The 11,745-nt window shown below is 74.4% G+C and carries 14 protein-coding genes; 8 read left to right on the forward strand and 6 right to left on the reverse strand.

What is annotated here, in order from left to right:
* Positions 1-1,014, forward strand: a 1,014-nt coding sequence (locus EF903_RS19310; protein WP_260615612.1) for a hypothetical protein, incomplete at its 5' end; no start/stop codon positions are given.
* Positions 1,015-1,108: 94 nt separating this feature from the next.
* Here EF903_RS19310 and EF903_RS19315 read toward each other — a convergent pair.
* Positions 1,109-1,900: a transglutaminase-like domain-containing protein gene (locus tag EF903_RS19315; RefSeq protein WP_125544845.1), complete on the reverse strand. Its 792-nt coding sequence runs from the start codon at positions 1,898-1,900 to the stop codon at positions 1,109-1,111.
* A complete protein-coding gene (locus tag EF903_RS19320) occupies positions 1,897-2,880 on the reverse strand; it encodes a GNAT family N-acetyltransferase (protein WP_125544847.1) in 984 nt (327 codons plus the stop codon). The genes EF903_RS19315 and EF903_RS19320 overlap by 4 nt, the downstream gene beginning before the upstream one ends.
* A 117-nt stretch (positions 2,881-2,997) precedes the next feature.
* On the opposite strand from EF903_RS19320, the gene fdxA reads away from it, so the two are divergent.
* Together fdxA and dapC are read left to right on the forward strand one after the other, a co-directional pair.
* The gene (fdxA, locus tag EF903_RS19325; protein WP_114054017.1) at positions 2,998-3,324 is read left to right on the forward strand and encodes a ferredoxin; all 327 of its coding nucleotides are present in this window, start codon (positions 2,998-3,000) and stop codon (positions 3,322-3,324) included.
* 109 nt (positions 3,325-3,433) lie between these two features.
* Positions 3,434-4,528: a succinyldiaminopimelate transaminase gene (gene dapC / locus EF903_RS19330; RefSeq protein ID WP_125544849.1), complete on the forward strand. Its 1,095-nt coding sequence runs from the start codon at positions 3,434-3,436 to the stop codon at positions 4,526-4,528.
* A gap of 82 nt (positions 4,529-4,610) precedes the next feature.
* Here the strand turns inward: dapC and EF903_RS19335 are convergent, their stop codons facing one another.
* Both EF903_RS19335 and EF903_RS19340 read right to left on the reverse strand, forming a co-directional pair.
* Positions 4,611-4,997, reverse strand: a complete 387-nt coding sequence (locus EF903_RS19335) for an ATP-binding protein (protein WP_125544851.1) — start codon at positions 4,995-4,997, stop codon at positions 4,611-4,613.
* A gap of 247 nt (positions 4,998-5,244) precedes the next feature.
* Positions 5,245-6,210: a hypothetical protein gene (locus EF903_RS19340; protein ID WP_125544853.1), complete on the reverse strand. Its 966-nt coding sequence runs from the start codon at positions 6,208-6,210 to the stop codon at positions 5,245-5,247.
* 86 nt (positions 6,211-6,296) lie between these two features.
* Here EF903_RS19340 and dapE point away from each other — a divergent pair, with 86 nt between their 5' ends.
* Positions 6,297-7,376, forward strand: a complete 1,080-nt coding sequence (dapE, locus tag EF903_RS19345; RefSeq protein ID WP_125544855.1) for a succinyl-diaminopimelate desuccinylase — start codon at positions 6,297-6,299, stop codon at positions 7,374-7,376.
* Between the two features lie 64 nt (positions 7,377-7,440).
* Complete coding sequence (locus tag EF903_RS19350) at positions 7,441-8,205, forward strand: TIGR00730 family Rossman fold protein (protein WP_125544857.1); 765 nt, start codon at positions 7,441-7,443, stop codon at positions 8,203-8,205.
* A 33-nt stretch (positions 8,206-8,238) separates the two neighbouring features.
* On the opposite strand, the gene folP is transcribed toward EF903_RS19350, so the two are convergent.
* Positions 8,239-9,099: a dihydropteroate synthase gene (folP, locus tag EF903_RS19355; protein ID WP_125544859.1), complete on the reverse strand. Its 861-nt coding sequence runs from the start codon at positions 9,097-9,099 to the stop codon at positions 8,239-8,241.
* Positions 9,100-9,215: 116 nt separating this feature from the next.
* Between folP and EF903_RS19360 the strand changes: the two genes are divergently transcribed.
* Together EF903_RS19360 and EF903_RS19365 are read left to right on the forward strand one after the other, a co-directional pair.
* Positions 9,216-9,647 carry a DivIVA domain-containing protein gene (locus EF903_RS19360; protein WP_260615614.1) on the forward strand — a complete coding sequence of 144 codons (432 nt, stop codon included), beginning with the start codon at positions 9,216-9,218 and terminating at the stop codon, positions 9,645-9,647.
* Complete coding sequence (locus EF903_RS19365; protein WP_125544861.1) at positions 9,644-10,285, forward strand: DNA-3-methyladenine glycosylase I; 642 nt, start codon at positions 9,644-9,646, stop codon at positions 10,283-10,285. The genes EF903_RS19360 and EF903_RS19365 overlap by 4 nt, the downstream gene beginning before the upstream one ends.
* On the opposite strand, the gene EF903_RS19370 is transcribed toward EF903_RS19365, so the two are convergent.
* Positions 10,270-11,073, reverse strand: a complete 804-nt coding sequence (locus EF903_RS19370) for an enoyl-CoA hydratase/isomerase family protein (protein WP_125544863.1) — start codon at positions 11,071-11,073, stop codon at positions 10,270-10,272. The genes EF903_RS19365 and EF903_RS19370 overlap by 16 nt on opposite strands.
* A gap of 332 nt (positions 11,074-11,405) precedes the next feature.
* Here EF903_RS19370 and EF903_RS19375 point away from each other — a divergent pair, with 332 nt between their 5' ends.
* Positions 11,406-11,573: a DUF3117 domain-containing protein gene (locus EF903_RS19375; RefSeq protein WP_003966491.1), complete on the forward strand. Its 168-nt coding sequence runs from the start codon at positions 11,406-11,408 to the stop codon at positions 11,571-11,573.
* The last annotated feature ends 172 nt before the right edge of the window (positions 11,574-11,745 follow it).

The raw sequence follows: 11,745 nt of genomic DNA on the forward strand, positions 1-11,745 counted from the left end.
CCGAAGCCGTCCGCCGACCGCCCGGCGGCGCCCCGGCCGGCCAAGGCGGCCGCGCCGAAGCCGACGAAGGTCGCCAAGGCCCGCTCGAAGCTGGTCCTGCTCGGCGGCGGCGTCGTCTCCCTCCTCGCCGTGGCGTACGGCGCCGGCCTGCTGCTGAACCACTCGGACGTGCCCAAGGGCACCACCGTCCTCGGCGTCGACATCAGCGGAAGCCGCGACGAGGCCGTCGCCAAGCTCCAGACCGCCTTCGGCAACCGCGCGGCCACGCCGCTCCAGCTCACCGTCGGCGGCAAGCCGGTCGAGCTGAAGCCGGAGAAGGCCGGGCTGAGCCTGGACGCCCAGACCACCGTGCGCAACGCCGCGGGCAGCGACTACAACCCGGTCACCGTCATCGGCTCGCTCCTCGGCAACGAGCGCGTCGCCGACCCGGTCATGCCGGTCGACGAGGAGAAGCTCCAGGTCGCCCTGCAGGAGCTGGCGGGGACCGCCGGCACCGTCACCGAGGGCACCATCAAGTTCGACACGGGCAAGGCCGTCGCCGTCCCCGGCAAGGCCGGCACCACCCTCGACACCGGCGCCTCCGCCGAGCTCGTCACCAAGGCGTTCCGCGACATGGTCGCCACCGGCTCGGCCGGCGCCGTCGAACTCCCGGTCACCACCAAGGAGCCGGCCGTGAACCAGGCCGAACTCGACCGGGCCATGAAGGAGTTCGCCGAGCCCGCCATGTCCGGCATCGCCACTGTCAAGGCCGGCCCCAAGTCCATCCCGTTCGGCCCCAAGTCGCTGCCGAAGATCCTCAGCATGCAGGCCGTGGACGGCAAGCTCGTCGAGAAGTACGACCTGGAAGCCCTCAAGGCCATCTACGGCAACAGCTTCGACGGCGTGCTGATCACCCGCGGCACCGGCGAGAAGACCCCGGTCTCCCCGCAGGACGTCGCCGGGGCCCTCGGCAAGGCACTGCGCGGCAAGACCACCGCCGAGCGCACCGTCACCATCGACACCAACCCCAGCTGACGGCGCCGCCGGGCACGGACACGGCCCCCGCCCCCCGACACCGGGAGGCGGGGGCCGCCGCCGTCCGTACGCAAGGGCCGCGCTCCCCGGCCGGTCAGTTCAGCAGGGCGCGCGCCGAGCGGGCCTCCGACCGGATCCGCGCCGCGGCCGCGGCGTCCACCGCCTCCACCACCTGCGCGTACGCCTCCAGCTCGGCCGCCCCGTCGGTGAACCGGCCGCGCTCCACCAGCAGCTTCGCCCGCTCGTAGCGCAGCGACGCCGGGTGCGAGGGGAGCAGCAGCGACAGCTCCAGCGCCCACAGCGAGACCCCCGACTGCTCGGGCCGCGTGGCCGCCCACGCCCGGATGTTGTTCAGGATCCGCAGCACGATGTCCAGCGTCCGGGCCGGCGTGCGCGGCCCCGACGCCTGCTCCGCGGGGCCCGCCCCCAGCGAGGCGCCGCCCGCGAACGGGTCCACCACCACGCCTTCCTCGGGGTCGCCGAAGCCCACGACGAAGTGCCCCGGCAGCCCGAGCCCGTACACCGGCGCGCCCGCCCGCCGGGCGACCTCCAGCCACACCACGGACAGCAGGATCGGCAGGCCGCGCCGGCGCCGCAGCACCTCGTGCAGCAGCGAGGACGACAGCCGCTCGTAGTCCGCGGGCGTGCCGTGGAAGCCCATCCGGCCGCCGAGCAGCTCCGTCACCGCCGACGCCCACGCCCGCGCCCCGCGCAGCCCGTACGGCAGCATGCCGGCCAGCCGGTCCAGCTCGATCTGCGCCGCGTCCACCGCCCGCTCGTCCAGCGCCGGGTCGGCCTCGGCCGCCACCAGCAGGCACAGCACCGACAGGTCGGGCCGCTCCGAGCGGGCCTCCTCGGCGAACTGCTCCCGGCTCCCCGGGATCACGGCCGGGCCTGCCGGTAGTGGTGGTAGGCGTGGTGCGCGGCGAAGCCCAGGCCGTCGTAGAGCGCGCGGGCGGCGGCGTTGCCGGCCTCCACCTGGAGCCACGCCGCGGAGGCGCCCTCCTCCAGGGCCCGGGCGGCCAGCGCGGCCATCACCGCCGTCGCCAGCCCCTCGCGCCGCCGCTCCGGGGCGACCTCGACGGCCGCGAAGCCGGCCCACCGGCCGTCCACGACCAGGCGGCCGATCGCCGCGCCGGGCACGGTCGCGAACCACACCGACGGCCCTGCCTCCAGCACCCGGCGCGCCGTGTCCGGGTCGCGGACCCGGCCGTAGCGGGAGAGCCACTCGCCGTCCGGAGTCCGGGACAGGCGTACGGCCGCGGTGTCCGCGGCGGTGTCGGCCAGCGGTGCCAGTGCGGCGGTGCGGACCTCCGCCGACACCTCGCGCCGCCAGCCGCGCCGCTCCAGCTCCGCGAGGAGCACCTCCTGGGTGCCCGCGGCCCCCGTCGCCCCCTGCACATAGGGCGGAAGTCCTCGTTCCGCGTACCAGGCCGTCACCCGGGCGAGTGCTTCACCGAGCGGTATCCCGGGGTCGCCGAGCGCCAGGACGGAGTTGGCGCGCCGCGTGAACCCCCCGGCCGCCCGCAGCGTCCACCCGCCCAGCTGCTCGCTCTCCAGTGGCTGCCAGGCCCGCGCGCCGACCCGCGCCAGCTCCTCGAAGGAGGCCGCAGGACCCCGGCGGCGGGCCGGCGCGGCGGGTACGACCTTGCCCGCCACCAGCGAGGATTCCGCGATGCGGACGGATTCCCCGCCCTTGCGTGTGATCGTGAGCACACCGCGGTCCCAGGATGTGAGAACCCCTACCGTGTCCGTGAACGGGGGCCTGCCGTCCGGCCCCCCGTCCGACCGTCGTACGGAGACTCGTTTACCCACGTCAGCGGGGGTGATACGGATCTCCAGCAGCCCACCGGCAGTGATTTCCACAGCTCTGTCCGCCCCTCCTGTTCGGATCGTGCCCGGGAACGGAGATACTAGGCGTGGGCATCGACGACGCCGCGCTCCCGCGCGATATGGACAGCCCTACCGAGGAGGAACGAGAGCGTGACCTACGTCATCGCGGAGCCTTGTGTCGACGTCAAGGACAAGGCATGCATCGAAGAGTGCCCCGTCGACTGCATCTACGAGGGCCAGCGGTCCTTGTACATCCACCCGGACGAATGCGTCGACTGCGGCGCCTGTGAGCCGGTCTGCCCGGTCGAGGCCATCTTCTACGAGGACGACACTCCGGAGGAGTGGAAGGAGTACTACAAGGCGAACGTCGAGTTCTTCGACGAGCTCGGTTCGCCCGGTGGTGCCTCGAAGCTGGGTCTGATCGAGCGCGACCACCCCTTCATCGCCGCGCTGCCGCCCATGGGCGAAGGCCACTGACGGCTGCCCCCACGCGGGCGGAACGCACCTCGGTCCCGCACGGCCCAGCGCCGGCGGGACCGAGCCGTTCACCCGCCGCACCGGACCGAACGAGAGAGCAGAGAGCACCGTGGCCGCAGTATCCTCACGCCTTCCCGTCTTCCCGTGGGACAAGCTGGAGCCGTACAAGGCGACGGCCGCGGCGCACCCCGACGGCATCGTCGACCTCTCCGTCGGCACGCCCGTCGACCCCGTGCCGCAGCTGATCCGCGACGCCCTCGTCGCGGCCGCGGACTCCCCGGGCTACCCCACCGTGTGGGGGACGCCCGCCCTGCGCGACGCGATCACCGGCTGGCTGCGCGGCCGCCTCGGCGCGAGCGCCGCCGGCCACGGCAACGTCCTGCCCGTCGTCGGCTCCAAGGAGCTCGTCGCCTGGCTGCCCACGCAGCTCGGCCTGGGCCCCGGCGACAAGGTCGCCTACCCGCGGCTCGCCTACCCCACGTACGAGGTCGGCGCACGGCTCTGCGGCGCCGAGGCCGTCGTCTACGACGACCCCACCGAGCTCGACCCGGCCGGCCTGAAGCTGCTGTGGCTCAACTCGCCGTCCAACCCGACCGGCGCGGTCATCCCCAAGGACGAGCTCGTCCGCATCGTGGCCTGGGCGCGGGAGCACTCCGTCCTCGTCTTCAGCGACGAGTGCTACCTGGAGCTCGGCTGGGAGGCCGAGCCCGTCTCCGTCCTCCACGACGACGTCTGCGGCGGCTCCTACGAGGGCCTCGTCGCCGTCCACTCCCTGTCCAAGCGGTCCAACCTGGCGGGCTACCGGGCGGCGTTCGTCGCCGGCGACGCGGACGTCCTCGGCGAGCTCCTCCGGATCCGCAAGCACGGCGGCATGATGACGCCGGCCCCGGTGCAGGCGGCCACCGTCGCCGCCCTCGGCGACGACGCGCACGTCGCGGAGCAGCGCGGCCGCTACGCCGCCCGGCGCGCGGCGCTGCGGGCGGCCCTGGAGGCGCACGGCTTCCGCGTCGAGCACAGCGAGGCCAGCCTCTACCTGTGGGCGACCCGCGACGAGCCCTGCTGGGACACCGTCGCCCACCTCGCCGGCCTCGGCATCCTCGTCGCCCCCGGCGACTTCTACGGCGAGGCGGGCGCCCGGCACGTCCGCGTCGCCTTCACCGCGACGGACGAGCGCGTCGACGCGGCGGTCAAGCGCCTCGCCTGACGGAGGCCGCGGAAGGTGCAGACGGGCCGAGGGGGCCGGGAGCGGCAAGCGCTCCCGGCCCCCTCGGCGTTCCGCGGGTCCGTCAGCCGGCGAGGCCGTTCAGCGGCAGGGAGCCCAGCGGCAGCGAGTCCGTCGGCAGGGAGCCGGTCGGCAGGGCGTCCGTCGGCAGGCCCTGCGCCGGGACCGCGCCCGCGAGGTCGCCGGCCGGGACGGCGCCGGTCGGCAGGGCCTGGGCGGCCGGCAGGCCGCCCAGCAGGGCGCCCGCGGTGTCGGCGACCTGCCCGGGCGCGGCCGGGACGGCCTCGGAGGCGGAGTCCGCGGCCTGCGGCCCGGTGAGGGCGCCCAGCTGCGGCAGGGACGAGTCCAGGCCCGCGGCGCTGGCCGCGCCGGCCGCACCGACCACGGGAGCGGCCCCGGCTGCGAGGAGCAGCGCGGTACGGGCGATCCGGCGGGTCAGGGGGAGGGACATGTTGCTCCTAAGCGGTAGCGGCTGAGTACGCCCGCTACAACCGCTCGCGGGGCGGGGCGGGTTGCGGCGCCCTTCGGTAAAGGATCGGTAACGCATCGTTTAATCGGCTTCCGCGACAAGCGCATGGGATGCCGACCGACCAGCAGTTCCTCGCTTTGGGAGCCGCCGGAGGCCCGCCCGCGGTTCACCCCCTGCGGGGGACGTTCCGTACGCGCGAGCGGGGATCCGGGAGCGCCCGGCCCCCGGCTCAGCCCTTGACGAAGATGCGGACCTGGCCGCGCTGCGCGCCGCGCGCGTCCGCGCCGCCCTTCGCGTCGCCGCCCGCGGGCTGCCAGCGGCCCTTCTTCTCGCCCGCCACCCAGCTGCGCTCCGCGTACGAGACCCGCGCGATGCCCAGCGACGGCGCGTTCGCGACCGCCCAGCCGGCGATGGCCCGGCTGCCGCGCGCCGCCTGCTCCCCGCCCTCCGGCTTCTCCGCCAGCGCCACCTCGGCGTCCGCCGCCGGTGCGCCGGCGGCCGCCGCGGCCGGTCCCCCCGGGAAGGCGTGCAGCCCGCTCCTGCCGAAGATCCGCTCCAACTCGCCCCGCACCCGCTGCGGATCGCCCGGCGCCGCCGGCGCGGGACCGCCGCAGGTCAGCTCGCCGGCCCCGGCGAACGCCGCCGTCAGCACCGCCGCGTCCGGCTCGTGCTTGGCGTACGCCTGCGGATAGCCGCTCAGCTGCACCTTCTGCGCCGCCTCCGTCAGCGGCAGCCGCGAGTACCCCTTCACCTTGACGAGCCGGTCGTAGAAGATCCCCGCCGAGTAGACGGGGTCCCTGATCTGCTCCGGGGTCCCCCAGCCCTGCGAGGGCCGCTGCTGGAACAGCCCGAGCGAATCCCGGTCGCCGTGGTCGAGGTTGCGCAGCGCCGACTCCTGCATCGCCGTCGCCAGCGCGATGGTCACCGCCCGGTCGGGCAGCCCCTTGGCCACCCCGACCGCGGCTATCGTCGCCGCGTTCGCCGCCTGCTCGGGCGTCATGTCGTACGTACGGCGGCTGCCTCCGGGGGAGCCGTCCCCGGCCGAATCCGCGGCGGTGCAGTGCGGTGCGCCGCCCCCTCCCATCGACTCGAACCGGACGACGAGGTAGCCGGCGAGCGCGAGCAGGACGCACAGGCCGGCGGCCGCGCGGAGACCACGGCGGCGGCGGGGGCGGGAGTGATCGCTGCGTGACACGCGGCCCACCGTACTTGAGCCACGTCGCACGTCCACCGGTCGGACGTGAGACGTTCGCCGCAGCACGGCGCGTTAGGGTCGGGGGCATGTCCGAAACCGAGCTCGACCTCACCCTCGACGCAGCCCGGCTGACCGCGAGGCTCGTCGACGTCCCCTCCGTGAGCGGCGACGAGGAGGCCCTCGCCGACCTCGTCGAAAGCGCCCTGCGGGGCCTGCCCCACCTCACGGTCGACCGGTACGGCAACAACGTCGTGGCCCGCACCCGCCTCGGCCGCCCCGAGCGCGTCGTCCTCGCCGGGCACCTCGACACCGTGCCCATCGCCGGGAACGTCCCCTCCCGCCTCGACGGCGACGGCGTCCTGTGGGGCTGCGGCACCACCGACATGAAGTCCGGCGTCGCCGTCCAGCTGCGCATCGCCGCGACCGTGCCCGAGCCCAACCGCGACCTCACCTTCGTCTTCTACGACCAGGAGGAGGTGGCCTCCCACCTCAACGGCCTGGGCCGGATCGCCGAGGCCCACCCCGACTGGCTCGCCGGGGACTTCGCGGTCCTCCTGGAGCCCTCGGACGCCGAGGTCGAGGGCGGCTGCCAGGGCACCCTGCGCGTCCTGCTGCACACCTCCGGCGAGCGCGCCCACTCCGCCCGCAGCTGGATGGGCTCCAACGCCATCCACGCCGCGGCCCCCATCCTGGCCAGGCTGGCCGCCTACGAGCCGCGCCGGCCCGTCATCGACGGACTGGAGTACCACGAGGGCCTCAACGCGGTCCGCATCGAGGGCGGCGTGGCCAACAACGTCATCCCCGACGCCTGCACCGTGACCGTCAACTTCCGCTACGCCCCCGACCGCAGCGAGGCCGACGCCCTCGCCCACGTCGAAGAGGTCTTCGCGGACTGCGGCGTCACCGCCCTCACCGTCGACGACTCCTCCGGCGGCGCCCTCCCCGGGCTCTCGCACCCGGCCGCGAAGGCCTTCATGGAGGCCGTCGGCGGCCGCGCCATGCCCAAGTTCGGCTGGACCGACGTCTCCCGCTTCAGCGCGCTCGGCGTCCCCGCCGTCAACTACGGCCCGGGCGACGCCCTGCTGGCCCACAAGGTCGACGAACGGGTCGACACCAAGGCGATCCTGCACTGCGAGGAACGACTCCGCGCCTGGCTGACCTCCTGAATTACCCCTCCCGTCACCTCCGTGCGCCTACCCTGATCCAACGATCAGCAGGAGGGAGCACATCATGGGCAACCACCGCGATGCCGAGGGAGGCGTCCGCCGCCCCGAGGAGCAGCAGCTCGGACCCGTGCTGCGCCGCCGCAGCCAGGTGCAGGCGGGCAGCACGACCGACCAGCGGCTGCTGGACACGGCCGGGCCCTCCGAGTGGGTGCACACCGATCCCTGGCGGGTCCTGCGCATCCAGTCGGAGTTCATCGAGGGCTTCGGCACGCTCGCCGAGCTGCCGCCGGCGATCAGCGTGTTCGGCTCGGCGCGCACCCCGGCGGGCTCGCCCGAGTACGAGGCCGGCGTCCGCATCGGCAGCGCGCTCGTCGAGGCCGGCTTCGCCGTGATCACCGGCGGCGGCCCCGGCGCCATGGAGGCCGCCAACAAGGGTGCGCGGGAGGCGAACGGGGTCTCCGTCGGCCTCGGCATCGAGCTGCCCTTCGAGCAGGGGCTCAACGAGCACGTCGACCTCGGGCTGAACTTCCGGTACTTCTTCGTCCGCAAGACGATGTTCGTGAAGTACAGCCAGGGATTCGTCGTCCTGCCGGGCGGACTCGGCACGCTGGACGAGTTGTTCGAGGCCCTGACCCTGGTCCAGACCCAGAAGATCACCCGCTTCCCGATCGTGCTCTTCGGGACGGACTACTGGAACGGGCTCGTCGAGTGGCTCCGGAACACGGTCATCGCCCAGGGCAAGGCCTCCGAGCGCGACCTGTACCTCTTCCACGTCACCGACGACGTGGAAGAGGCCATCGCGCTCGTCACCAAGGAGGTCGGGAAGTAGCGGCCGGCCGGCAGGCCCCCGCCGGGGCCCGGCTCAGGCCAGCCCCCGGCGGGCCACCGCCGGCTCCCGGTACCCCTGGATCGCCCGGACCATCTCCAGGACCTGCCGGGTCTCCGCGACCTCGTGCACCCGGTAGACCTGCGCGCCCAGCCAGGCCGACACCGCGGTCGTGGCGAGCGTGCCGAGCAGGCGCTCCTTGACCGGCCGGTCCAGGGTCTCGCCGACGAAGTCCTTGTTCGACAGCGACACCAGCACCGGCCAGCCGGTCTCGGCCATCTCCGCCAGGCGCCGGGTCGCCTCCAGCGAGTGCCGGGTGTTCTTCCCGAAGTCGTGCCCCGGATCGATCATGATCGCGTCGCGGCGGACGCCGAGGGCCGCGGCCCGCTCGGCCAGCCCCACCGTGACCCGCAGGATGTCCGCCATCACGTCGTCGTAGGCGGTCCGGTGCGGCCGGGTCCGCGGCTCGACCCCGCCCGCGTGCGTGCACACCAGGCCCGCACCGTGCCGGGCGGCGACCTCGGCCAGCTTCGGGTCGACGCCGCCCCAGGCGTCGTTCAGCAGGTCCGCGCCGGCCTCGCAGACCGCCTCGCCGACCTCGTGCCGCCAGGTGTCGACGCTGATCACCACGTCCGGGTGGCGGCGCCGGACCTCCGCGACGAAGCCGACCGTCCGCCGGGCCTCCTCGACCGCGTCCACGTGCTCGCCCGGCCCCGCCTTGACCCCGCCGATGTCGATGATCGCCGCGCCCTCGGCCACCGCCTGCTCCACGCGCTCCAGGGCGGGCTCGTCGCGGAACGTCGCGCCCTGGTCGTAGAAGGAGTCGGGCGTCCGGTTCACGATCGCCATGATCACCGGCTCGTGGGTGTCGAACTCGCGCCTGCCCAGTCGCAGCATCCCGTTCTTTCCTCCTCAGGGGGCCCTCGCGCCCCGCCTGCGACCTTAACCTGGTCACCTGGTGGTCCACCGGCCGCCGCCGGGAGGTGCCCCGCAAGTCTCTCAGGGAGTTGATCGTGTTCTGGTTCCTGCTGATCGCGCTGGTCGTGGTCGTCACCGCGGTCACCCTGGCCGTGATCGGAGGCGGCTCGGAGGCCGTCCTGCCCGACGCGGAGCCCGACCGGGTCGCCGACGCCCTGCCCGAGACCCGCCCCGTCGCCCCGGCCGACGTCGCGGCCCTGCGGCTGCCCGTCGCGGCGCGCGGCTACCGGATGGCCGAGGTGGACGACGTACTGGAGCGCCTCGCGGCCGAGCTCGCCGAGCGGGACTCCCGGATCGCCGAGCTGGCGGCGGCGGTGGCGACGGCCGGGCGGCCGGCGGCGGCCGGGTCCGCTCCCGCGGCCGGGGCTGCGGCGCCCGGCGGGGACGCGCCCGGGGAGGCGGAGGCCGGGGAGCCCGAGCAGGACCACGAGCCGACCGCGGTCGACCTCTCCAAGGACTCCCGGTGACCGCCCTCGCGGGCGCCGACGGCGCCCTGCGCTGCCCCTGGGCCCTGGCCACCGAGGACTACACCGCCTACCACGACACCGAGTGGGGCCGCGCCGTCCACGGGGACGACGCCCTGTACGAGCGGCTGTGCCTGGAGGCCTTCCAGTCCGGCCTCTCCTGGCTGACGATCCTGCGGCGCCGCGAGGGCTTCCGCGCGGCCTTCGCGAACTTCGAGATCGCGGCCGTCGCCGCCTTCGACCACCGGGACGCCGAGCGGCTGCTCGCCGACGAGCGGATCATCCGCAACCGCGCCAAGATCGACGCGACGCTCGCCAACGCGCGGGTGCTCGCCGGCTGGGAGCCCGGCGAGCTGGACACCCTGGTCTGGTCGCACGCCCCGGAGCCGGGCCGCCCCGCCCCGGCGTCGATCGCGGACGTCCTGGCGGTGACACCCGAGTCGACGGCGCTCGCCAAGGCGCTGAAGAAGGCCGGCATCCGCTTCGTCGGACCCACCACCGCCTACGCGCTGATGCAGGCCTGCGGGCTCGTCAACGACCACCTGGCGGACTGCACCGCCCGCACCCCGGCGGCCCCGGCGACCCCGGCCGCGCAGGCCGGGGCCGGGCGGGTGCCGGCGGAGGGTCAGCGGCCGAGGTAGACCGGAGGCTGCTTGGCCAGGAAGGCCTGGACGGCGATGCCGTGGTCCTCGGAGGCGCCCGCCCGGGTCTGCAGGACGTCCTCGCGCTCCAGGGCGTCCGCGAGGGAGTGCGAGGCCCCGTACGCGAGGGACTCCTTCAGCGCGGCGTAGGCGACGGTGGGGCCGGCGGCCAGCGTGCGCGCCACGGCCTCGGCCTGCGCGTGCAGCTCCCCGGCCGGGACCAGCCGGTTGGCGATGCCCAGCTCGTACGCCTCCTGCGCCTTCACCGAGCGGGGGAAGAGGAGCAGGTCGGCGGCGCGCGAGGCGCCGATCAGACGGGGCAGCGTCCAGGAGACGCCCGAGTCGGCGGTCAGCGCCACCCCGGCGAAGGACGTGTTGAAGGACGCGGTCTCGGAGACCACCCGGAAGTCCGCGGCGAGGGCGAAGCCGAAGCCCGCCCCGGCCGCGACGCCGTTCACGCCCGCCACGACCGGCTTCGGCATCTCCGCCAGCGCCCGCACGATCGGGTTGTAGTGCTCGGAGACCGTGGTCATGGTCAGCGACGAGCCGGTCTCCCGGTCGGCCTGCAGGTTCTGCACGTGCTCCTTCAGGTCCTGGCCGACGCAGAAGGCGCGGTCGCCGGCGGCGGTCAGCAGCACGGCCCGTACCGCCGCGTCGTCGGCCGCCGCCCGGACGGCGTCGCGGAGCGCGACCTTCGCCTCGGTGTTCATGGCGTTCATGGCGTCGGGACGGTTGATCGTGATGGTGGCGAGTCCGTCGGTGACGTCGTAGAGCACGCTGTCGGCCATGTCGGGGGTCCCCCTTCGTCGCGGGCTGGGCTACCGGCCGGTACCGGCCGGTGCAAGGGCCAGCATGGCGGACCGCGCCGCCCGGGGGCATGTGATGTGCGTCAAAGAAAGCGGCCGCGGCGCCCGCGCGGAGCGCGCGCAGTATCGCAGGCAGGTCCCCGAAATGAGTGGTTTTGGCAGAGCGCGTTGCCCAAGCGTTCCCTTCCGATGTTGGTCATCGGGTCCTGACATGCGGGATAATGGCCGGGAAGCAATGTGTTCGATGCCGGGTTCCAGGCGCCTGAATGGGGCCGTCGGCTGACGATGAGCTGGTTTCAGGAAGGGGAACGAGCATGGCGGCCATGAAGCCGCGGACGGGCGACGGCCCGCTCGAGGTCACCAAGGAGGGGCGGGGCATCGTCATGCGCGTACCGCTCGAGGGCGGCGGTCGGCTGGTCGTCGAGCTGACGCCGGACGAGGCGGACGCCCTGGGTGACGCCCTGAAGAAGGTCGTCGGCTGACCCGTCGGCAAGACCGACTGCACACTCTGCATGCTCTGCGCTGCCCCGGCCCGCGATCTCGCGGCCGGGGCAGCGTTGTACGTGCGCACGCCGGAGCGCGGGCACGGACCGCGCCGGGCCGCCGCGTCCGCCATGTGTGCGCCCGCCCGCCGGCGGGCGCACACATGGCGGA

The organism is Streptomyces sp. WAC05292 (assembly GCF_003949955.1).
Lineage (GTDB): Bacteria > Actinomycetota > Actinomycetes > Streptomycetales > Streptomycetaceae > Streptomyces > Streptomyces globosus.

What these genes read in the sequence shown, in the direction of transcription:
- EF903_RS19370 (WP_125544863.1), bottom strand. Translation starts at nt 11,073, where the DNA reads ATGGCCGACAGCGTGCTCTACGACGTCACCGACGGACTCGCCACCATC.
- EF903_RS19350 (WP_125544857.1), top strand. Translation starts at nt 7,441, where the DNA reads ATGGGCAACCACCGCGATGCCGAGGGAGGCGTCCGCCGCCCCGAGGAG.
- dapE (WP_125544855.1), top strand. Translation starts at nt 6,297, where the DNA reads ATGTCCGAAACCGAGCTCGACCTCACCCTCGACGCAGCCCGGCTGACC.
- EF903_RS19375 (WP_003966491.1), top strand. Translation starts at nt 11,406, where the DNA reads ATGGCGGCCATGAAGCCGCGGACGGGCGACGGCCCGCTCGAGGTCACC.
- EF903_RS19335 (WP_125544851.1), bottom strand. Translation starts at nt 4,997, where the DNA reads ATGTCCCTCCCCCTGACCCGCCGGATCGCCCGTACCGCGCTGCTCCTC.
- folP (WP_125544859.1), bottom strand. Translation starts at nt 9,099, where the DNA reads ATGCTGCGACTGGGCAGGCGCGAGTTCGACACCCACGAGCCGGTGATC.